Annotated in this window: 15 protein-coding genes; 7 read left to right on the top strand and 8 right to left on the bottom strand. The window is 61.4% G+C overall.

Going from position 1 to position 20,623, the window contains the following annotated elements; all coding sequences use genetic code 11:
* Window positions 1-67 precede the first annotated feature (67 nt).
* The 3 genes from P3G59_RS15160 to P3G59_RS15150 are packed head-to-tail and all read right to left on the bottom strand — an operon-like array spanning window position 68 to window position 4,049.
* Complete coding sequence (locus tag P3G59_RS15160) at window positions 68-2,302, bottom strand: molybdopterin cofactor-binding domain-containing protein (protein ID WP_277757873.1); 2,235 nt, start codon at window positions 2,300-2,302, stop codon at window positions 68-70.
* Complete coding sequence (locus tag P3G59_RS15155) at window positions 2,299-2,772, bottom strand: (2Fe-2S)-binding protein (protein ID WP_277757872.1); 474 nt, start codon at window positions 2,770-2,772, stop codon at window positions 2,299-2,301. Before P3G59_RS15155 ends, P3G59_RS15160 begins: the two co-directional genes overlap by 4 nt.
* Entirely contained in the window at window positions 2,769-4,049 is a 1,281-nt protein-coding gene (locus P3G59_RS15150) for a c-type cytochrome (protein ID WP_277757871.1), read from the bottom strand. The genes P3G59_RS15155 and P3G59_RS15150 overlap by 4 nt, the downstream gene beginning before the upstream one ends.
* Before the next feature lie 295 nt (window positions 4,050-4,344).
* Here P3G59_RS15150 and P3G59_RS15145 point away from each other — a divergent pair, with 295 nt between their 5' ends.
* On the top strand, window positions 4,345-5,544 hold the full coding sequence (locus P3G59_RS15145; protein ID WP_277757870.1) for an MFS transporter: 1,200 nt from the start codon (window positions 4,345-4,347) through the stop codon (window positions 5,542-5,544).
* Between the two features lie 94 nt (window positions 5,545-5,638).
* Window positions 5,639-6,562, top strand: coding sequence for a LysR family transcriptional regulator (locus P3G59_RS15140; protein ID WP_277757869.1), 924 nt, complete (start codon window positions 5,639-5,641; stop codon window positions 6,560-6,562).
* 10 nt (window positions 6,563-6,572) lie between these two features.
* Here P3G59_RS15140 and P3G59_RS15135 read toward each other — a convergent pair whose 3' ends face one another.
* From P3G59_RS15135 to xylA, 4 genes are all read right to left on the bottom strand, one after another.
* Window positions 6,573-7,709, bottom strand: a complete 1,137-nt coding sequence (locus P3G59_RS15135; RefSeq protein ID WP_277757868.1) for a sugar ABC transporter permease — start codon at window positions 7,707-7,709, stop codon at window positions 6,573-6,575.
* Window positions 7,710-9,266 carry a D-xylose ABC transporter ATP-binding protein gene (gene xylG / locus P3G59_RS15130; RefSeq protein ID WP_277757867.1) on the bottom strand — a complete coding sequence of 519 codons (1,557 nt, stop codon included), beginning with the start codon at window positions 9,264-9,266 and terminating at the stop codon, window positions 7,710-7,712. It abuts the gene before it with no gap.
* Between the two features lie 164 nt (window positions 9,267-9,430).
* A complete protein-coding gene (xylF, locus tag P3G59_RS15125) occupies window positions 9,431-10,432 on the bottom strand; it encodes a D-xylose ABC transporter substrate-binding protein (protein ID WP_277757866.1) in 1,002 nt (333 codons plus the stop codon).
* Between the two features lie 149 nt (window positions 10,433-10,581).
* Window positions 10,582-11,898 (bottom strand): xylose isomerase, encoded by a 1,317-nt coding sequence (gene xylA / locus P3G59_RS15120; RefSeq protein ID WP_277757865.1) that lies wholly within the window; start codon window positions 11,896-11,898, stop codon window positions 10,582-10,584.
* Window positions 11,899-12,073: 175 nt separating this feature from the next.
* Here xylA and P3G59_RS15115 point away from each other — a divergent pair, with 175 nt between their 5' ends.
* The gene (locus P3G59_RS15115; RefSeq protein ID WP_277757864.1) at window positions 12,074-13,249 is read left to right on the top strand and encodes a XylR family transcriptional regulator; all 1,176 of its coding nucleotides are present in this window, start codon (window positions 12,074-12,076) and stop codon (window positions 13,247-13,249) included.
* A 49-nt stretch (window positions 13,250-13,298) separates the two neighbouring features.
* On the opposite strand, the gene P3G59_RS15110 is transcribed toward P3G59_RS15115, so the two are convergent.
* Window positions 13,299-14,192: a LysR family transcriptional regulator gene (locus P3G59_RS15110; RefSeq protein ID WP_277757863.1), complete on the bottom strand. Its 894-nt coding sequence runs from the start codon at window positions 14,190-14,192 to the stop codon at window positions 13,299-13,301.
* 94 nt (window positions 14,193-14,286) lie between these two features.
* Here P3G59_RS15110 and P3G59_RS15105 point away from each other — a divergent pair, with 94 nt between their 5' ends.
* From P3G59_RS15105 to P3G59_RS15090, 4 genes are all read left to right on the top strand, one after another.
* On the top strand, window positions 14,287-15,453 hold the full coding sequence (locus P3G59_RS15105) for an MFS transporter (RefSeq protein ID WP_277757862.1): 1,167 nt from the start codon (window positions 14,287-14,289) through the stop codon (window positions 15,451-15,453).
* A 72-nt stretch (window positions 15,454-15,525) separates the two neighbouring features.
* Window positions 15,526-16,152, top strand: coding sequence for a TetR/AcrR family transcriptional regulator (locus P3G59_RS15100; protein WP_103301970.1), 627 nt, complete (start codon window positions 15,526-15,528; stop codon window positions 16,150-16,152).
* Window positions 16,153-16,420: 268 nt separating this feature from the next.
* Entirely contained in the window at window positions 16,421-17,530 is a 1,110-nt protein-coding gene (locus P3G59_RS15095; protein WP_277757861.1) for an efflux RND transporter periplasmic adaptor subunit, read from the top strand.
* Window positions 17,527-20,616 carry an efflux RND transporter permease subunit gene (locus P3G59_RS15090; RefSeq protein WP_277757860.1) on the top strand — a complete coding sequence of 1,030 codons (3,090 nt, stop codon included), beginning with the start codon at window positions 17,527-17,529 and terminating at the stop codon, window positions 20,614-20,616. The genes P3G59_RS15095 and P3G59_RS15090 overlap by 4 nt, the downstream gene beginning before the upstream one ends.
* Window positions 20,617-20,623 lie beyond the last annotated feature (7 nt).

Here is a 20,623-nt window from a genome sequence, read left to right as displayed (position 1 = left end):
GGCGCTACGCTGTTTTGCGTAGGGCGCAACGGCGCCCGTGCTCATCGGCGATGAACACGGGCGTGGCTCAGGCGAGTGGGTTGGAGCGGGTCAGCGGCAGGTTCAGCCAGCGCCGGCCGGTGGCGTTGGCGACGGCGTTGCCAAGGGCGGCGGCCATCGGCCCCTGGACAATTTCAGCGGCACCGAGGAAGGGTTCTCCCGGCTGGTCGAGCACATGCACCTCGACTTTTTTCGGCAGTTGCGTGAAACGCAGAATCGGATAGCCGCTCCAGTCGTAGCTGCGAATGCCCCCCGCGTCGTAGGCGACTTTTTCGTACAGGGTCCAGCTCGCGGACTGGACAATCCCGCCCTCGACCTGATTGCGCAGGCCATCGGGGCTGACGATCTGGCCAACGTCAACCGCCGTCACCACGTGATCGATGCGGATCTCGCCGGTCTGCGGATGCACCCGCAGCTTCACCGCGATGGCGCAGTAACCCATGATGTTTTTGTAGCGGGCAAAGGCGAAACCGATACCGGCGCCGGGCTCGCTGCTTTTTTGCGGCCAGCCGATCTCATCACGCACACGTTCTACGACCGCGCGAGCACGCGGATCGCTGAGATGGGCCAGACGCAAGGCGACCGCGTCGATGCCGGCCCGGATCGCCAGCTCGTCGATACTCGCCTCGATGGCGAAGATGTTGATGTGCGCGCCCAGCGAACGCATGGCCGAGGTGCGAAAAGGCATCTGGGTGACGAAGGTCATGTTGATGCGTGTCGAGTTGAGGTCGTACAGCGGCACCGCGTTGCGATCACCATCGCCTTCGGGCTGGGCGATCGGCACGGAGGGCGCCGAAGCGAAGGGCCGTGCGAGCAAGCGTGCCGGCAACAGACGCCCGGCGTTGACGATGCGTTCGTTGTGCGGCGTGGTCCACAGTTCGTAGGCCCAGTCCTGCAGGCGGCCCTGGCTGAGACCGGCGTCAACTTCGGTGACCATCGCCGAGCTATACGGCTCCCAAAGATTTTCCTGTTCGCGCATCCATTGCACGCGCACCGGCGTCCCGGGCACACGCAGGGCAATCAATGCTGCATCGGCGGCGGCATCATCGGCGCCGTTGTGCCCGTAGCACCCTGAGCCTTCGGTATGAATACAGCGCACCCGCTCAGGTGGCAGACCGAGCATTTCGGCAATGCCGGCGCGCAGCGGGTAAACGCCCTGGGTGTGGGTCCAGACGGTGAGCGTGCCGTCCTTGAACCAGGCCACCGCGCAAGACGGGCCGATCGAGCCGTGCATCAGATATTGCTTGGTGACCCGCGCCTGAAAACGCGTGTCGGCCGCGCCGCTCGGCGTGCCGTTGTGGCTGATCGGATAGCGCCGTGAAGGCAGGCGTTTGAGCAGACCATGAATCTCGGCCGCCTCGGGAATCGCCTCGCCCTCGCTCCATTGCGTCACCTCGCCGGCACGGCGCATGGCTTTGATCGCTTGCCACTCATCACCGGCGACCACCGCCAGATAGTTGCCGTCGCGGATTACCTTGACCACGCCAGACAGCGCTTCGATGGACGCCGCATCGAATGCTTGTAGCGTGCAGCCCGGACGAGGCGGGCGGATCATCCGCGCATGCAACATGCCCGGCAGGCGCATGTCCTGAACGAATGCTGCACCACCGCTGACCTTCGCCGGGATGTCGAGGCGCGGCAATGAATGGCCGATGAGTTTGAAGTCAGCGGCGGCCATCGCCGGTGACTGAGCCTTGGCATATTGATGCACATCGACATGCTTGACCGCGTCGGCGTAACTCATCCGCTGAGCGGCCGGGCCTTCGATCACACCATCGCGGGTGCTGAGCAGCGCTGCATCGACCTGCCAACTGCGCGCGGCGGCAGCGACGAGCAGTTCGCGCACCTGTGCGGCGGCGTTATACAACGCGGTACCGCTGTCGAAAATGCTGTGGCTGCCGGCGGTGTAGCCTTCGTTGGGCGTCAGCGCGGTGTCGGCGGTGAGCAGATTGATGGAGGTTGCCGGCACCTGCAAACGCTCGGCGGCGATTTGCAGCAGCGCGGTTTTCACGCCAGTGCCCAATTCAACCTTGCCGGTGTAGACGGTAATGCCGTCGGCGCCGATGCGGATCCAGGCGTCGAGAAACGGGTTGGTGCGCAGGCTTCCGGGGAGGTCGGGCGCGAGGACCACGGTGCCGAGCGTATCGACTTCGGTATCGGCCAACACACGTCGCGCCACCGGCATCAGGGTGAACGCCATCAGCAACGCGCCGCCGCGCAGGAAGGCGCGTCGGCTTGGGTTCAATTCATTCGACTCACTCATGTCAGGCTCCCGTTGTGCCCGGCCACCTGTTTGATCGCCTCGATGATCCGCAAGTGCGTACCGCAGCGGCACAGGTTACCGGCCATGTGCTCGCGAATGGTCGCCTCATCCGGGTGTCGATCACGCTCAAGCAACGCCTGCGCGCGCATCAGCATGCCGGCAATGCAGTAGCCGCATTGCGCGGCCTGTTTCTCGATGAATGCGGCTTGCAGAGGGCCCGGTTTTTCCGCGCTGCCGAGGCTTTCCACGGTGCGGATTTTTTTGCCTTCGAGGCCGGCGCAGGGCGTCAGGCAGGCGAACACCGGTTGATCATCGACGATCACCGTGCAGGCGCCGCATTGGCCGAGTCCGCAGCCGTATTTGGCGCCGTTGAGGTTCAGGTGATTGCGCAGCGCATACAGCAGCGGCATGTCCGGTTCCAGCTCAAGCGGTTGCGCGGCCCCGTTGACGTTGAGGGTGATCTGGCTCATTTCGTCTCCTGACGTAACGCTTCAATAGTGGAAGAGAGGTCGGCCCACGGCTGATCGGGGCTGGCTTGCTGACGCAGATACGCGGCCAGTGCGCCGAGTTGCGCGTTGTCGAGACTGGCGGCGAATGCAGGCATCACCGGGCCAGGCGATCCGGGTGTGGCGGGCAACCCTTCAAGCACGGTTTTGAGGAAGTTGCGCGAGCTGGCCGCTTGCAGCGCCGAGGTGTTTTGCAGGCCCGGGCGACCATCGATGGTGCGCATCGGCGCCGCCGGGCCATGGCAACCGGCGCAGGCGCTGCTGAAGAGCAGGGCGCCGTTCGAAGAGTCTGCCGGTTCACTGGCAGGCGTCTTGGGCGTCGTCTCTGTCACCGAACGCGGGTTTTCCAGACTGAGCAGGTATTCGGCGATCGCCTCGGCTTCACTGGCGGGCAAGCGGGCCAGACTCAAGCTGACCGGCCGCATCGGCCCGGCGGGTGTGCCGTGGCCATCAATAATCTCGGCGCGCAGATAGCCCACCAGTTGCTCGCGACTCCACGGGTTGCTGCGTTGGCCCATACCGACCAGCGCGGGTGCTTGCCAGCCATCGACGCTGCCGCCCTGCAGATAGTCCGCGGATTTTTCTGCGCCGATCAGGTTCAGCGGCGAATGGCAGCCGGCGCAATGGCCCGGACCGTCGACCAGATAACGCCCGCGATTCCACGCCTCGCTTCGCTGCGCCACCGGCGTCAGCGGCTCACCGTGCAGGAACAGCAGGTTCCAGAACGCCACCAACGGCCGAATGTTCATCGGAAAATTCATCTGGTTGTGCTCGACCGGCGCGTGCACGGCGGGGCCGCTCATCAAGTAGGCATAGGCGTCGGCGATGTCTGCTGCGCTCATGCGCCGGTAGTGCACGTAGGGGAACGCCGGATAGAGGAAGTGACCATCGCGAGCAATGCCCTGACGCATCGCCCGCTCGAAAGCCGGCAGCGACCATTGGCCGATACCGGTCTCTGCGTCCGGGGTGATGTTGGTGCTGTACAGCGTGCCGAATGGCGTCACCAGCGGCAGGCCACCGGCCAGATATTCACCGCCGGGGCGGGTATGGCAGACCGCACAATCGCCGGCCTCTACCACCCGCGCCCCGCGTTGCAACTGCGCAGTATCGAACAGCGTCGGGTGCTCTATCGGCGCGATTGCCGGGCGCCACATCAGCCAAACGGCGCCGATCAGGCCGAGCACGGCGACGACTGCCACGCTGATCCAAAGCGTTCTGGACTTCAGGAAGTGGCGGTTCATGGGACAGAGAAAAACGCGGCAGGCAATGGCAGAACGGATGGGATACGGGTCATGACAACGCTCCTTGTGACAGCCGGGGAAGGGCACCGCCGGAGACGGCGGCGCCATGGGGCAAAGCCTAGAGAAACCGCCGGCGCGGGAGAATCACCGGCGCACGCAACAGCGCGTTGCGCGAGAAGCAACGCCTGCGCCGTTGCGCCGCACGCATCACAGCGTTGCCCGCCGCGTGGATTCTGCGGATCGCCACAGGGCCGTAGCCTTGGCCGCACTTTCCTGAACTCAATGAGGTGTCATCATGCTCACGGGCAATCCGGTCGTTGCGACCAACGCCGAACAGCCGGCAGGACTTTCCGGCCTGATGGTCGCGTTCCTCGCGTTCTGTTGTGGCGCGGTCGTGGCCAATCTTTATTACGCACAGCCGATCGTCGAGCTGATTGCACCGCAGATCGGTCTGTCCAGCGCCAATGCCAGCCTGATCGTTTCGCTGACGCAGTTTGGTTACGCGCTCGGCCTGTTGCTGCTGGTGCCACTGGCCGACCTGATGGAGAACCGTCGGCTGGTGGTCGGCTTCACCCTCGCGGCGAGCGTCACGCTGTTGTGCGCCGGTCTGAGCCATTCACCGTCGATGTTCCTGGTGTTGTCTTTGCTGATCGGCCTGACGTCGGTGGCCGTGCAGATCCTGGTGCCGCTGGCGGCACACCTGGCGCCCGAGGCCAGCCGTGGCCGTGTCGTCGGCAATATCATGAGCGGTCTGCTGCTGGGCATTCTGTTGTCGCGGCCACTGTCGAGCCTGTTAGTGGAAGTGTTCGGCTGGCGCGGGGTGTTTTACAGCGCAGCGGCCCTGATGGCTGTCATCGCGCTGATTACCGCCGTGGCATTGCCGCGCCGGCTGCCGACGCATAAGGCCACGTATGCTGCGCTGATCGGTTCGGTGTTTACCTTGGCCCGGCGCTATCCGCTGTTGCGTCAGCGCTCGCTGTATCAAGGGCTGCTGTTTGCCAGTTTCAGCCTGTTCTGGACCCTCGCACCGATTGAACTGATGCGTCACCACGGCTTCACTCAGGCGCACGTGGCGATCTTCGCGCTGGTCGGTGCAGTGGGTGCCATTGCGGCGCCGATTGCCGGGCGTCTGGCCGATGCCGGGCATGGTCGTCGCGGCACCCTGGTCGCGTTGTTGCTGGCGCCGGTGGCGCTGTTGGTCGCCGCGCTACCGGGCAGCGGCTATGTCTGGCTGGTGGTGTGCGCGGTGCTGCTGGATTTCGCCGTGCAATTGAACATGGTGCTCGGCCAGCGTGAGGTGTACGCCCTCGACCCCCACAGCCGCGCGCGCCTCAACGCCGTGTACATGACCAGCATTTTCGTCGGCGGCGCGTTGGGGTCGCTGGTGGCGAGCCCGCTGTACGAGCATTTCGGCTGGAACCTGTCCGCCGCTGCGGTGGCGCTGTTGCCAGCGCTGGCGCTCGGGTTGTTCCTGAGCCGCCAGGCCGATGCCTGAACAGCCGGCGAGTGCGGGCAAGCACGGCGGTACAAGACGACGGGGCAACAGTGATGCACAATCATCCGCGTTCCCTATCGACCGGACCCCGCTTATGGACAAGTTGCTGGCACTGAAGATGTTTGTGGAAACCGTGCGCTGCGGGGGCTATTCCTCGGCAGCGCGCAAACTCGGGATATCAACGTCGTCAGTGACACGGCAAGTGGCAGGGCTGGAACACGAGCTGGGCGCGAGCCTGCTCAATCGCACCACGCGCAACACCAGCGTGACCGTTGCCGGCCAGACCTATTTCGAAAAAGCCGTGGCGATTCTCGACGCGATCGACGAAGCCGATGCCGTCGTTGCCGATCGTGGCGCCGAAGCGCAGGGCCGTCTGCGCATCAGCGTGCCAGTGGAGTTCGGGCGGCGCCTGATTGCGCCGCACTTGAGCCGCTTGCTTGAACGGCATCCGGGTCTGGAGATCAGTCTGTCGCTGAGCGATCAGGTCAGCGATCTGCTCAGCGAGCAGATCGATGTTTCGGTGCGGCTGGGGTCGTCCGTGGTCAGTGAAGACATCGTCAGCAAACGCGTGGGGCATTTCGAACGCTGGGTGGTGGCCAGTCCGGCGTATCTGGCGCGTAGCGCGGCGCTCTGTCATCCACGGGATTTGCTGGAGCATCAATGCCTGCGTTTCGATTACGGCGCCACCCACCAGCACTGGACCTTTCAGAATGAAGACGCGCCTATTCAGCTCAACGTCCATGGGCGCCTGCAAAGCAATAATGCCGATATCCTGCGCGAAGCAGCCATCGGCGGCGGCGGGGTGACGCTGCTGGCTGACTGGCTGGTACGCGACGACGTCGCCGCCGGCCGGCTGACCCGATTGCTTGAGCAGTACGAGGTCAATCCTGGCAGCGCCAGCACGTGCATCAACGCGTTGTATTTACCCAATCACCGAGGGTCCAGCCGGATCAATGTGTTCATCGATTTTCTGGTGGAGATTCTCAACCCGGCGGCCGTGACCACGCCCGCCGCGTGATACCTGTGGCTCAACGGCGCCCGGTCCGTGTACTCACATCCACCCAAACCGCCAACACCAGAATGCTGCCCTTGACGATCATCTGCCAATAGCTGTCGACGTCGAGCATCGACATGCCGTTGTCCAGGCTGGTGATGACCAATGCGCCGAGGAGGGCGCCGTACACCGTGCCAGAGCCGCCGCGCATGGAAGTGCCGCCGATGAAGCACGCGGCGATGGCGTCGAGTTCGCCCATGCTGCCGGCCGAAGGCGAGCCGGCGGCCAGGCGCGCGGTGTTGACCACGCCGGCGAGGGCGCACATGACGCCCATGATTCCGAAAATCCACAGCTTTACCGCCTGCACATTGATGCCGGACAGGCGCGTCGCTTCCATATTGCTGCCCACGGCATAGACGCGGCGACCGAACACGGTCTGACTGGTCACGTAACTGAACACGCCCAACAGAATCAGCAGCAACAAGACCGGCACGGGAATGCCGTCATAGCTGTTTAGCGTTTGGACGAAACCGGCCAGCACGGCGCCGATCACCAGCACGCGCATGATATCGCGCACCAATGAATGCGCCGCGAGGCCGTGCAGGGCGCGATTGCGCCGTTGTTTCCAGGTCAGGAACAGCGTCAGCGCGAACAGCAGAACGCCCAGGCCGGTGCCGATCGCGTGGGGCAAATAGCCCTGGCCAATGTAGACCAGCTCCGGCGACACCGGCGCGATGGTGGTGCCGCCGGTAATTCCCAGCAGAATCCCGCGAAAAGCCAGCATGCCACCCAGGCCGACGATGAACGACGGGATGCGCAGGTAAGCCGCCATGTAGCCGTTGGCAAGACCGATCAACAGTCCGCACAGGGCGACCAGACTGAGATTCGCCAGCAACGGAATGTGGTAGATCACATCGAGAATGGCCGCGAGGCCACCGAGCAGGCCCAGCAATGAGCCGACCGACAAATCGATCTCGCCGCTGATAATCACCAGCACCATGCCGCAGGCGAGAATGCCGGTAATCGACATTTGGCGCAGCAGATTGGAAAGGTTGCGTGGGGTCAGGAATCCGCCCTCGGTCTGCCAGCTGAAGAACAGCCAGATCAGCACCACGGCAAACACCAGCGCGAGCATTTTGTAGCGGGTGAACAGTTGTTTGACCTGATTCATTTACGCGGATTTCCGATCATTATTGTTATGACTGCCAGGCTGACTGAGGGCGGCGGCGAGCACCTGTTCCTGCGTCAATTCATGGTTGACGAAGTCGCCACGCAACTGGCCTTCGCCGATCACCAGCACGCGATCGGAAACGCCGAGCACTTCAGCCAGTTCCGACGAGACCATGATGATCGACACGCCCGCAGCGGCCAGCGCGCCCATCAATTTGTAGATTTCGTATTTGGCGCCGACATCCACGCCTCGGGTGGGCTCATCGAGAATCAGCACCCGGGGTTTGGCCAGCAACATCTTCGCCAGCACGGCTTTTTGCTGATTGCCACCCGACAGGCTGGTGATCGGCAGGAACGGGCTGGCGGTCTTGAGGTGCAGGCGCGAGATTTCCCGATCGATGCTGCCCAGTTCGGCTTCGGCGTCGATGCGGGTCAGTTTCGCGTAGTTGTCCAGTACGGCGAGGGTGATGTTCTGGCCGACGCCCAGGTCGGGAATGATCCCTTGGCGCTTGCGGTCCTCGGGCACCAGGCACAGGCCGGCACGGATGGACTTGAGTGGCGTGCGGGTGTCGATGGGGTGACCGTCCAGCCAGACTTCGCCCTCGTGGCGACCGGGGTAAGCGCCGTACAACGCGGTCACCAGTTCGGTACGGCCAGCACCGACCAGGCCGGCAATGCCAAGGATCTCGCCGCGCTTGAGGACGAAGGAAATATCGTCGACCCGTTTGCGCGTGGGGTTGTCGACGTCGTAGCAGGTGATGTGACGGGCCTCGAAAATGACCTCGCCAACATCGTGGGGTTCAGTGGGGTAGAGGTTGCTCATTTCCCGGCCGACCATCTGCGTGATGATCTGCGCAATGTCCATGTCGGCCATGGCAGTGGTGGCGATGTGTTTGCCATCGCGGATCACCGCAATGGTGTCGCACACGGCGGCCACTTCATCGAGCTTGTGCGAGATGTAGACGCAGGCGACACCTTTGGCTTTGAGGTCGCGGATGATGTCCAGCAACACCTCGATTTCCGAACGGCTCAAGGCTGATGAAGGCTCGTCGAGGATCAACAGGCGGGCTTTTTTATTCAGGGCTTTGGCGATTTCCACCAGTTGCTGATAGCCGCCTCCGTACTGCGAAACCGGCAGCGATACGTTCATGTCCGGCACTTTCAATTCGCGCATCAGCGCTTCGGCGTGGTGAATCATCGCCGGGTAATTCATGCGTCCGCCGGGCAACGTCAGTTCATGGCCCATGAAAATGTTTTCGGCCACCGACAGGTCGGGCACCAGCGTCAGTTCCTGGTGAATGATGACGATACCGGCGGCTTCCGTTTCACTGATCGATTGCGCCCTGAGTGGTTGCCCGTCCCAGAGGATTTCGCCGTCCCAGGTGCCGTGGGGGTAGACCGCCGAAAGGATCTTCATCAGCGTGGATTTGCCGGCGCCATTCTCGCCGCACAGGCCAACGCATTCACCCGGCCTGACCTTGATGTCGATGCCGTTGAGTGCTTTGACACCGCCGAAGGTTTTGACGATGCCATTCATTTGCAGCAGATAGTCGGACATGGACAGGGCTCGTATATCAAAGACTCACACACCTGAACCTGTGTGGGAGCGAGCCTGCTCGCGAAGGCGTCAGTTCAGACAATGCTGCGTTGACTGACACACCGCATTCGCGAGCAAGCTCGCTCCCACAAGGGTTTTCGCATAACCGGGGATTTGTGATGTGATCACTTCCCGGCGATTTGCGCCTTGGTGTAGAAGCCGTCCTGTTCCAGCAGGTCGATGTTGTCCTTGGTCAACGGGGTTGGCGTGAGCAGGATGGTGTCGACTTTTTTGCTGCCATTGTCGTACTGCGAGCTGTAGGCGGGTTTTTCGTTGCGCGCCAGTTGCACCGAGAGCTTGGCCGCTTCGCTGGCGATGAGTTTCAACGGTTTGTACACGGTCATGGTTTGCGTGCCGGCGATCACGCGTTTGACCGCTGCAAGGTCAGCGTCCTGCCCGGAAATCGGCACCTTGCCGGCCAGTTGCTGCGCCGCCAGTGCCTGGATCGCACCACCGGCCGTGGCGTCGTTGGAGGCGACGATGCCGTCGATTTTGTTGTCGTTGCGGGTCAGCGCGTTTTCCACAATGCTCAGCGCTTCGGTCGGGTTCCATTCCTTCACCCACTGTTGGCCGACGATCTTGATATCGCCCTTGTCGATGGCCGGTTGCAGCACTTTCATCTGGCCTTCACGCAAGACTTTGGCGTTGTTGTCGGTGGGCGCTCCGCCGAGCAAAAAGTAATTGCCCTTGGGCGCTGCATTCAGCACACCGCTGGCCTGCATCTCACCGACCTTTTCGTTATCGAAGGAAATGTAGGCGTCGATATCGGCGTTGAGAATCAGCCGGTCATAGGACACGACCTTGATCCCGGCTTTCTTCGCTTCGGCCACCGCGTTGGTCAGCACCGTGGCGTTGAACGGCACGATGACGATGACATCGACACCCCGGGAAATCAGGTTTTCGATCTGGGAAATCTGCTTCTGCTCGTTGGCATCGGCCGATTGCACGAAGACCTTGGCGTCCATTTTCTCGGCCGCCGCAACGAAGTAGTCACGGTCACGCGACCAGCGTTCCAGCCGCAGGTCATCAATGGAGAAGCCGATTTTCGGGTGGGCTGCGTCAGCCATCACCGGCAGTGACAGCAACGCCAGGGCAGTGGCCAATAACGTGCGTTTTACGTTCTTCATAGTGGGGCGTCCTTTTATTGTTGTTGGAAAGACACGGCCTGACGATGAGTATCGGGCTGGTAAAACTGTAGAGAATCCGCAGACGCCGCAGGCACAGATTTGTCGTAGAAATGTCACCGCGTGGTCGCGCCCGCAGACTCCCTGTGTGATCAGCGATAGATAAACCGGTTGACGACGTTTTCGAGCATTTCCTGGCGGCCGCTGACGGCTTGCGGGTTTAACTCGTTGGTGAATGCGTGCTCGGCCAACGACTCAAGGTTGAAGTCACCGGCCATCACCGCCTGCCCGAACGGTTGCTGCCAGCCGGCGTAGCGTTGATCCTTGAGCTGTTGAAGCCGGTCGTTCTGAACCATGGCCGCAGCGCGCTCCAGGGACAGGGCGAGAACATCCATCGCGCCGACGTGGCCATGGAACAGGTCAATCTGATCGAGGCTTTGCCGGCGCACCTTGGAGTCGAAGTTGAAGCCGCCATTCTTGAACCCGCCGGCCTTGAGGATTTCGTAAGTGGCCAGGGTCATTTCTTCGACGCTGTTGGGGAATTGATCGGTGTCCCAGCCGTTCTGCGGATCACCCCGATTGGCGTCGATGCTGCCGAAAATCCCCAGCGAGACCGCCGTCGCAATCTCGTGATGGAAGCTATGTCCGGCCAGTGTCGCGTGGTTGGCCTCGATGTTGACCTTGATTTCGTGCTCCAGCCCGTACTGCTGGAGAAAGCCGAACACAGTGGCGCTGTCGTAATCGTATTGGTGCTTGGTCGGCTCCTGCGGCTTCGGTTCGATCAGCAGGTCGCCGGTAAAACCGATCTTGTGCTTGTGCTCGACCACCATGCGCATAAAGCGCCCCAGTTGTTCACGCTCGCGTTTCAAGTCTGTGTTGAGCAGGGTTTCATAGCCTTCGCGACCGCCCCACAACACGTAGTTGGCGCCTTTCAAGCGCTGGGTTGCGTTCATGGCGCTGAACACCTGAGCAGCGGCGCAGGCGAACACTTCCGGATCGGGGTTGCTCGCGGCACCTGCGGCGAAGCGCGGATTGCTGAAGCAGTTGGCGGTGCCCCACAGCAGCTTGATGCCGCTTTCTTCCTGGTGTTGCTCGAGGTGATCAACCATTTGCGCGAAGTGGTTGCGGTACTCCTTGAGCGACTGGCCTTCCGGGGCGACATCGGTGTCATGGAAGCAGTAATAGTCGATACCCAGTTTGGAGAAAAATTCGAAGGCGGCGGCTGCTTTGCCGATGGCCATTTCCATCGGGTCGCCGGCGTGTTGCCATGGTCGCTTGAACGTCCCCGCGCCGAACACATCGGAACCCGGCCAGACGAACGTGTGCCAGTAACAGGCGGCCATGCGCAGGTGTTCGCGCATGGGTTTGCCGAGGATGAGTTTGTCGGCGTCGTAGTGACGAAAGGAGAGGGGAGAATCGCTATCCGGGCCTTCGTAGCGAATCGGCTCGACATCGGGGAAGTACGGCATGGACCTTGTCCTTGTTGTTCTTGGCGGTGTCTCGATACTAGCAACGGCCCCGACCCTGCTGATTATGAAAAACATCAACACCGAGTGCGATTTTGCGTATTGAGCTTCGTCGCCCACGCGCCTAGTCTGTGCCAATCGCCTCCCAAACAAGGGGCCTCGAACAAGCATAAAAACAATGAAAACAGTCCCGCCTGTGCACCGCATCGCGCTGTTGTTCAACGGCAGCAAGATCTACGACCGCGGCATCATCAGCGGCATCGGCAACTACCTGAGCAGCACCCGTGCCTCCTGGGACCTGTTTCTGGAAGAGGATTTTCTCTGCCGTTTGAAAGGCATCGAGCGCTGGCAGGGTGACGGGATCATTGCCGACTTCGACGATCCGCTGATTGGCGAGGCGTTGGCCGATATCCAGATGCCGGTGGTAGCGGTAGGGGGCTCGTACGAGGATAAGCGCGCCTATCCGAAAGCGATTCCCTACGTCGCCACCGATAACCATGCGCTGATCAACCTGGCTTACTCGCATTTGATCGAGGCGGGACTGCAGCGCTTTGCCTGCTTCAGCCTGCCTGAAGCGCAGGCCAATCGCTGGGCGCAGGAGCGCGAAAAAGCCTTTCGCAAACTGATGCAGCGCGACGGCCTGCACGGCGAAATCTATCGCGGCATGGGCACCAGTGCACCGCTGTGGGACAGCGCCGTCGAACAACTGATCGCCTGGCTGCAAAGCCTGCCCAAACCCATCGGCATCATCGCCGTCAGCGACGCCCGCGCGCGCCAGTTGCTGCAAGCCTGTCTGACCGCCGGCATCGCCGTTCCGGAGCAGGTGGCATTGATTGGCATCGACAATGATCCGCTGACCCGCAGCCTGACCCGAGTGCCCCTGAGCTCGGTCATCCAGGGCACCGAAACCATGGGCCGTACCGCCGCGCAATTACTCCACCAGATGCTGCACGGCATGCCGTCCACCGGCTCGCAGATCCTCATTCCTCCTGATGCGGTCAACGTGCAGGTGTCGAGCTTGCACCAGCCATTGGGCAATCCGTACGTCATGCAAGCGCTGCTGTTCATTCGCCAATATGCTTGCCAAGGCATCAAAACGGCGCAGGTGGCGGCTTATGTCGGCGTTTCGCGGTCGTCACTCGAAGCGCATTTTCGCACCGAGCGCGGTTGCAGCGTGCACGACGAGATCCTGCGTTTCAAACTGGCAGCGGCCACCGCCGGCTTGAAAAATACTGACTCGGTGATTGCCGACGTGGCGCGCAGTTGTGGGTTTAAATCTGCGCAGTATTTGCACACGGTGTTTCGACGGGAGTTGGGTTGTACACCTCGGGAGTATCAGCAGGGGGCGCGATAATGCGATCGCCTTGTTTCATTCGCGACGGTGCAGGGCTGCGGGCGGGAGCTTACATCCGGTGATGCTCCAGCAAAAAGTCCACGAACAATCGCACCCGCGCCGGCATTGTTGCTCCGCCAACGAACACCGCATGGATCGGTTCCTCATCCCCGGGATTGCAGTCCCCCAATAGCGCAATCAAGTCGCCGCGCTGTAGATCCTCGCGCACGCTGAACTCACCGATACGTGCAATGCCGGCACCGACTCGTGCAAGTTGTGCCAGCGCTTCACCACTGCTGCATTCGATGTTGCCGCTGACCTTCAGGGAAAACTCTTTGCCATCGCGGATGAACGGCCAGTTGGGTTCGGCACGCTTGAAATTGAAGCGCAGGCAGTTGTGCTGTAGCAGGTCTTCCGGTTGCTGGGGGATGCCGTGACGCTGCAAATAACCGGGCGATGCCACCACGACCTGGCCGGTGTCGCCGATCCTGCGCGCGGTCAGCGGGCTGTCGGGCAGATGGCCAAAGCGGACCGCGACGTCGGCCTGCCCGCCAAGAATGTCGACCACTTCGTCGCCGAGGGTGAGGTCGACGACAATGTTCGGGTAAAGGGCGCTGAATGCGGCGACCAAGGGAACGATGGCGAGCCGTCCATGGCCAAGGGCGGCACTGACCCGCAATCGCCCTTTGGGTACGCCCTGGTCAGCGATGGCTTCTTCGACCTCGTCCATGTCGGCCAGGATACGTCGGGCGCCGCGCAGAAACGCTTCGCCCTCGGCCGTGAAGGTGATCGCCCGGGTGGTGCGCAAGAGCAGGCGGGTGCCAAGGCGCTGCTCGGTACGCGCGATGATCCGACTGACTGCCGAGGGTGTCAGGCCCAACACACGCGCGGCGGCCGACAGACTGCCTTCCTGCGCCACGGTGGTGAATACGCTCATGTCACCTGACCTGCCGTTGAAATCCACTTGTGCCTCCTGCGCAAAGGTGATTGCCAAAAATGCTATCTACCGCCCGAAATGACGGGATCGTAGCATTAGCCGCATAGATAAGGAGCCTTCCATGCGTATCAATCCACCACTTGTTGCACTCGCCATCGGTGCCTTTGGCATCGGCGTAACAGAATTCGCCCCCATGGGCATGTTGCCGGGTATCGCTGCGGATCTGGGCGTTTCCATTCCCGCTGCCGGTTTGCTGGTCAGTGCTTATGCGTTGGGTGTGTTGCTCGGCGCTCCGCTGATGACCCTGACCACGGGCAAGATTCCCCGACGCTATCTGCTGATCGGACTCATGGCGATTTTCACCCTGGGTAATCTGATGTCGGCCTTGGCCACCGATTACTACAGTCTCATGGTCGCCCGGGTGGTGACCTCACTGAACCATGGTGCATTTTTTGGCGTTGGCTCCATTGTCGCCGCCAGCGTGGTCGCCCCTGAGAAACGTGCCGGGGCGGTTGCTGCGATGTTTATGGGCCTGACCCTGGCGACCATCGGCGGTGTGCCGCTGGCAGCCTGGTTTGGCGAACTGTACGGCTGGCGCACCGCTTTCTGGGGCATTACCGGCCTGGGCGTGGTGACCATGGTCGCGCTGTGGTTTGCCCTGCCCAATGTGCGGGCGCCGCAAAGCGTCGGTGTCATGGCGGAAATTCGGGTATTGGGGCGCGGTCCGGTGTTGGGCGCGCTGGCCCTGACCGTCGTCGGTTCGAGCGCCATGTTTACCGTGTTCACTTACATCGCACCGATCCTCAGCAATGAAACCCATGCGTCAACCGCTTACATCACCGCCATGCTGGTGCTCTACGGTGTCGGGTTGACGCTGGGCAACATGTGGGGCGGCAAGGCCGCTGACCGCTCGATTGATCGCACGCTGATCGTCTCGCTGAGCGTACTGATTCTGGTCTTGTTGGCGTTCACCGTACTGATGCGTTGGCCGCTCCCGGCCGCCGTGGCCATCCTGATTTGGGGGATCGCCAGCTTTGCCCTGGTGCCACCGCTACAGATGCGCGTGATGGAAGCGGCCAAGGACGCACCCAATCTCGCCTCGGCAGTGAACATTGGCGCTTTCAATTTCGGCAACGCGATTGGCGCGGCGCTGGGTGGCGCGGTGATCAACGCGGGTCTGGGTTATCCGGCGATTTCTCTGGCCGGAGCGGCGATGGCGGGCCTGGGGCTGCTGATGGTGTTGGCGTTTGCCTGGCGTTCCAGAATGATTGCAGCCACCGTGGTGTGACAAGCTCGCGGTGAACAGTTGAACAATGCTCGGCGAGTTGTCAGTCCTTGATGGGGTGAGTAAGCTGCCCTCATGAACCAGCCATCTCTATCTACCTCCTCGCCGAGCACTCGTGGCCCCGCCGAGCACGACATTCGTGACCAGATTGTCGCTGCGGCCAACGAACACTTCAGCCAGTATGGCTACGCTAAAACCACGGTTTCCGATTTGGCCAAGGCCATCGGTTTTTCCAAAGCGTACATCTATAAATTCTTTGATTCCAAGCAGGCGATTGGCGAGGCCATTTGCGCCAATTGTCTGGGCCAGATCGCTGCCGCTGTCGAACAGGCGGTTAACGCAGAAGCCATTTCAGCGACCGAGCGTCTGCGCCGATTGGTGAAAACCGTGATCGCCACGGGTGTGGACCTGTTCTTCAACGATCGCAAGCTCTACGACATCGCGGCGTTTTCCGCATCGGAGCGCTGGAACAGTGCCCAGGTGTATGAAGCGCAGATCAAGGGCTTTATCTTCGACATCGTGCGTCAAGGTCGAGAAGCGGGGGAGTTCGAACGCAAGACGCCGCTGGACGAGACCGTCGAGGCGATCAATCTGGCGCTGCGACCTTTCGTCAACCCGCTGCTGTTGCAACACAATCTGGATCTGATCGAGCAAGCGCCCACGCTGACCACCAATCTCATCCTGCGCAGCCTCATGCCTTGACCCTTCCCTGAGCAAAATTCTCAGGCGAATCAATTCAAGGCGACACGCTCTTAGTGACTATTGACTGAATTGGTCATATGAATGATATGACTACATGCACGCCTGGATGTCAGGTAACCATAGCAATAGCGAGTCGCGCCCTCAGACGATTGATAGTCCAATATTGCTGCTGGTCAGGATGCAGTTATTTCTCGATGGGTGACCATTGACGATATTGGTCACAAGACTGAGAATATGATGACCATCCTATTCCTCAGTAAGGGAATCTATGCGCCGGCTCCGACCTTTCCCCATTGCCGCATGCTTGTTGCCTTTTGCCCTGACCGCCTGTGGCGAATCTGCCAGCGTTGCAGATCCCCGTACGCAGGCGCCGCTGGTCAGATCCGCTGCTGTTCAAACGTCACCCGCTGTCGCTCGCGCTTTCACCGGCGTGGTCGCGGCGCGCGTTCAGGGCGACTTGGGTTTTCGTGTATCGGGCAAGGTACTCGAACGTCTGGTTGATACGGGACAGGCCGTCAAGCGAGGGCAGCCGCTGATGCGGCTCGACCCGATCGACCTCGGGCTGCAAGCGCGGGCGCAGCAGGCGGCGGTCATTGCAGCTCACGCCCGCGCCAAACAGACGGCCGACGATGAGGCTCGCTATCGCAAACTGGTCGGCGTTGGCGCCATTTCGGCATCAGCCTACGATCAGTTCAGAGCCGCCGCCGAGACTGCAAAAGCGCAGCTAAACGCCGCGCAAGCGCAAGCGGACGTCGCGCGTAATGCTTCAGGTTATGCGCTGCTGGTCGCTGATGCGGACGGCGTGGTGGTGGAAACACTCGCCGAACCTGGACAAGTCATCAGCCCGGGACAACCGGTGGTGCGCCTGGCGCGCGCCGGTCAACGCGAAGCCATCGTACATCTGCCGGAAACCCTGCGTCCGGCTGCGGGTTCTACCGCGCAAGCGAGCCTCTACGGGGTGGATTCAGCGGCGGTTACGGTGAAACTGCGGCTGCTTTCGGACTCGGCCGATCAAACAACGCGCACGTTTGAGGCGCGCTATGTGCTCGAGGGGCCGCTGGCCAATGCGCCGATCGGTGCAACAGTGACCCTCAAAATTGCCGAGGGCGCCAGCCAGACACCGGCGTTACAAGTCCCCATCGCAGCTGTTTACGACGCGGGCAAAGGTCCGGGTGTCTGGGTGATCGCCGGTGCACCGGCAAAGGTGAATTGGCGAGCGGTTCAGGTGTCGGGATTGAGCGATGATTCGGTACGTATCGCTGCGGGCCTCAATGCCGGTGAGCAGGTTGTTGCGCTCGGCGCCCATTTGCTGCGTGATGGCGAAGAGGTGAGGTTGCTGCCGCAGAGCGAAGCCCGCGTTGCCGGGAGTCGCCCATGATCGAGGGACGATTCAATATTTCCGCCATCGCCGTACGCGAGCGAGCGATCACGGTCTTTCTGATATTTCTGATCGCAGTTGCAGGGACGTTGTCGTTCTTTCAGCTGGGGCGTGCCGAAGATCCACCGTTCACGGTCAAGCAGTTGACGGTCATCACTGCGTGGCCGGGCGCGACAGCGCAAGAGATGCAGGATCAGGTCGCCGAGCCCCTTGAAAAGCGCCTGCAAGAGCTCAAGTGGTACGACCGCTCGGAAACCTATACCCGTCCGGGACTCGCGTTCACGATGGTGTCGTTGCTCGATAGCACGCCGCCCTCGCAAGTGCAGGAGGAGTTCTATCAAGCGCGCAAGAAACTCGACGATGAAGCCATCAAGTTGCCCGCCGGAGTCATCGGGCCAATGGTCAACGATGAATTCTCCGACGTCACCTTTGCACTGTTCGCCCTCAAAGCCAAAGGCGAGCCGCAGCGCTTGCTGGTGCGTGATGCAGAAGCCATGCGCCAGCGCCTGTTGCATGTGCCGGGAGTGAAGAAGGTCAACATCATTGGTGAGCAAGCCGAGCGCATCTACGTTTCGTTTTCTCATGAGCGGTTGGCGACCCTGGGCCTGTCACCGCAGGACATCTTCGCCGCCCTCAACAGTCAGAACGTGCTGACGCCCGCCGGCTCCATCGAAACCAACGGGCCGCAGGTGTTTCTGCGTCTGGATGGCGCCTTTGACAAGTTGCAAAAAATTCGCGACACACCGGTCTTCGTGCAGGGGCGCACACTCAAGCTTTCTGATGTGGCGACGGTCGAACGCGGTTACGAAGACCCGGCCACTTTTGTTGTGCGCAATAACGGCGAAGACGCGCTGCTGCTGGGTGTGGTGATGCGCGAGGGCTGGAACGGTCTGGATCTGGGCAAGGCGCTGGATGCGCAGACCGCGCGGATCAATGTGGAAATGCCATTGGGCATGACGCTTTCCAAGGTCACCGACCAGGCGGTCAATATCGACTCCGCTGTCGGCGAGTTCATGGTCAAGTTTTTTGTCGCGCTGCTGGTGGTCATGCTCGTGTGCTTTCTCAGCATGGGCTGGCGAGTAGGGGTGGTGGTCGCCGCGGCTGTGCCGTTGACTCTGGCGATCGTGTTCGTGGTGATGGCCGCCACCGGCAAGAATTTCGATCGGATTACCCTCGGCTCATTGATCCTCGCGCTGGGCCTGTTGGTCGATGACGCGATCATCGCCATTGAAATGATGGTGGTGAAAATGGAGGAGGGCTACGATCGCATCAAAGCGTCCGCCTACGCCTGGAGCCATACGGCGGCGCCGATGTTGGCCGGTACGCTGGTGACTGCGATTGGTTTTTTGCCGAACGGTTTTGCACAGTCCACTGCTGGCGAGTACACCAGCAACATGTTCTGGATTGTCGGCATCGCGTTGATCGCGTCCTGGCTCGTTGCGGTGGCGTTCACCCCGTATCTGGGCGTGAAGTTATTGCCGGACATCAAGAAGGTTGAAGGTGGCCATGCGGCTATCTACAACACGCCGCGTTACAACCGCTTCCGTCGGGTGCTGACGCAGGTTATTGCGCACAAATGGCTGGTCGCGGCAGCGGTTTTCTCGCTGTTCTTCGTGGCGGCGGCGGGCATGGGCCTGGTGAAAAAGCAGTTCTTCCCGACGTCTGACCGACCCGAGGTCATGATCGAAGTACAAATGCCCTACGGCACTTCGATCGAGCAGACCAGCGCCACGGCCGCCAAGGTCGAAGCCTGGCTGCACAAGCAGGGTGAGGCAAAAATCGTCACGGCCTACATCGGGCAAGGTGCGCCCCGTTTTTTCCTGGCGATGGCGCCAGAACTGCCCGATCCATCGTTCGCCAAGATCGTGGTGCTCACGGACAGTGAGGCGGCGCGGGAAACCCTCAAATTGCGTTTTCGTCAGGCCGTTGCCGAAGGGCTCGCCCCGGAGGCCCGTCTCAGGGCGTCGCAAATTGTGTTTGGGCCTTATTCGCCGTTTCCGGTGGCGTACCGGGTGATGGGACCAGATCCCGTGAAGTTGCGCGATATCGCCGAGCAGGTTCGGGGCGTGCTGCAAGACAGCCCGATGATGAGAACCGTGAACACTGACTGGGGGCCGCTGACCCCGACATTGCATTTCAGTCTCGATCAGGACCGCCTGCAAGCTGTGGGGCTGACCTCCAATGCGGTCGCCCAGCAACTGCAGTTTCTCCTGAGCGGAGTGCCGATCACGGCGGTCCGCGAGGATATTCGTTCTGTGCAGGTCGTCGGGCGTGCGGCGGGCAATATCAGGCTCGACCCCGCGCAAATAAGGGGTTTCACCCTGGTCGGCGCGGCCGGACAACGCATCCCCTTGTCGCAGATCGGCGAGGTCGATGTGCGTATGGAGGATCCGATTCTGCGGCGCCGTGACCGCACCCCGACCATCACCGTGCGTGGCGACATTGCCGAAGGCCTGCAGCCACCAGATGTTTCGGGTGTGATCCTCAAGCAGTTGCAGCCGATCATCGAGACCCTGCCTTCCGGTTACCGGATAGAGCAGGCGGGGGCTATCGAGGAATCCGGCAAGGCGGGCAAGGCGATCCTGCCGTTGCTGCCGATCATGATCGCCATGACGTTGCTGATCATCATGGTGCAGGTGCGTTCGATCGCGGCGATGATCATGGTCTTCCTCACCTCGCCGTTAGGGTTGATTGGTGTGGTGCCGACGCTGCTTCTCTTTAATCAGCCGTTTGGCATCAATGCGCTGGTGGGGCTGATTGCGCTGTCGGGGATCTTGATGCGCAATACGCTGATTCTGATCGGGCAAATTCATCACAACACGCAAGAAGGTCTGGACCCCTTTCATGCCGTGGTCGAAGCCACGGTGCAACGCGCGCGGCCGGTGCTGCTGACGGCGCTTGCGGCCATCCTGGCGTTTATGCCCCTGACACACTCGGTGTTCTGGGGGACGCTGGCCTACACCCTGATCGGCGGCACGTTCGTTGGCACTATCATGACGCTGGTGTTCCTGCCGGCGATGTACTCCATCTGGTTCAAGATCCGCCCTGACCACAAGACTCAGCCTGAAACAGTCAAACTGGCGTAGTGACAAA

The organism is Pseudomonas sp. A34-9, assembly GCF_029543085.1.
Lineage (GTDB): Bacteria > Pseudomonadota > Gammaproteobacteria > Pseudomonadales > Pseudomonadaceae > Aquipseudomonas.
This window is presented reverse-complemented; position numbering and strand designations above follow the sequence as displayed.

Coding starts and splice junctions, on each gene's coding strand:
- xylA (WP_277757865.1), bottom strand. CDS start 11,898: ATGCCGTACTTCCCCGATGTCGAGCCGATTCGCTACGAAGGCCCGGAT.
- P3G59_RS15145 (WP_277757870.1), top strand. CDS start 4,345: ATGCTCACGGGCAATCCGGTCGTTGCGACCAACGCCGAACAGCCGGCA.
- P3G59_RS15105 (WP_277757862.1), top strand. CDS start 14,287: ATGCGTATCAATCCACCACTTGTTGCACTCGCCATCGGTGCCTTTGGC.
- P3G59_RS15090 (WP_277757860.1), top strand. CDS start 17,527: ATGATCGAGGGACGATTCAATATTTCCGCCATCGCCGTACGCGAGCGA.
- P3G59_RS15150 (WP_277757871.1), bottom strand. CDS start 4,049: ATGAACCGCCACTTCCTGAAGTCCAGAACGCTTTGGATCAGCGTGGCA.
- xylG (WP_277757867.1), bottom strand. CDS start 9,266: ATGTCCGACTATCTGCTGCAAATGAATGGCATCGTCAAAACCTTCGGC.
- P3G59_RS15155 (WP_277757872.1), bottom strand. CDS start 2,772: ATGAGCCAGATCACCCTCAACGTCAACGGGGCCGCGCAACCGCTTGAG.
- P3G59_RS15140 (WP_277757869.1), top strand. CDS start 5,639: ATGGACAAGTTGCTGGCACTGAAGATGTTTGTGGAAACCGTGCGCTGC.
- P3G59_RS15095 (WP_277757861.1), top strand. CDS start 16,421: ATGCGCCGGCTCCGACCTTTCCCCATTGCCGCATGCTTGTTGCCTTTT.
- P3G59_RS15160 (WP_277757873.1), bottom strand. CDS start 2,302: ATGAGTGAGTCGAATGAATTGAACCCAAGCCGACGCGCCTTCCTGCGC.
- P3G59_RS15115 (WP_277757864.1), top strand. CDS start 12,074: ATGAAAACAGTCCCGCCTGTGCACCGCATCGCGCTGTTGTTCAACGGC.
- xylF (WP_277757866.1), bottom strand. CDS start 10,432: ATGAAGAACGTAAAACGCACGTTATTGGCCACTGCCCTGGCGTTGCTG.
- P3G59_RS15135 (WP_277757868.1), bottom strand. CDS start 7,709: ATGAATCAGGTCAAACAACTGTTCACCCGCTACAAAATGCTCGCGCTG.
- P3G59_RS15100 (WP_103301970.1), top strand. CDS start 15,526: ATGAACCAGCCATCTCTATCTACCTCCTCGCCGAGCACTCGTGGCCCC.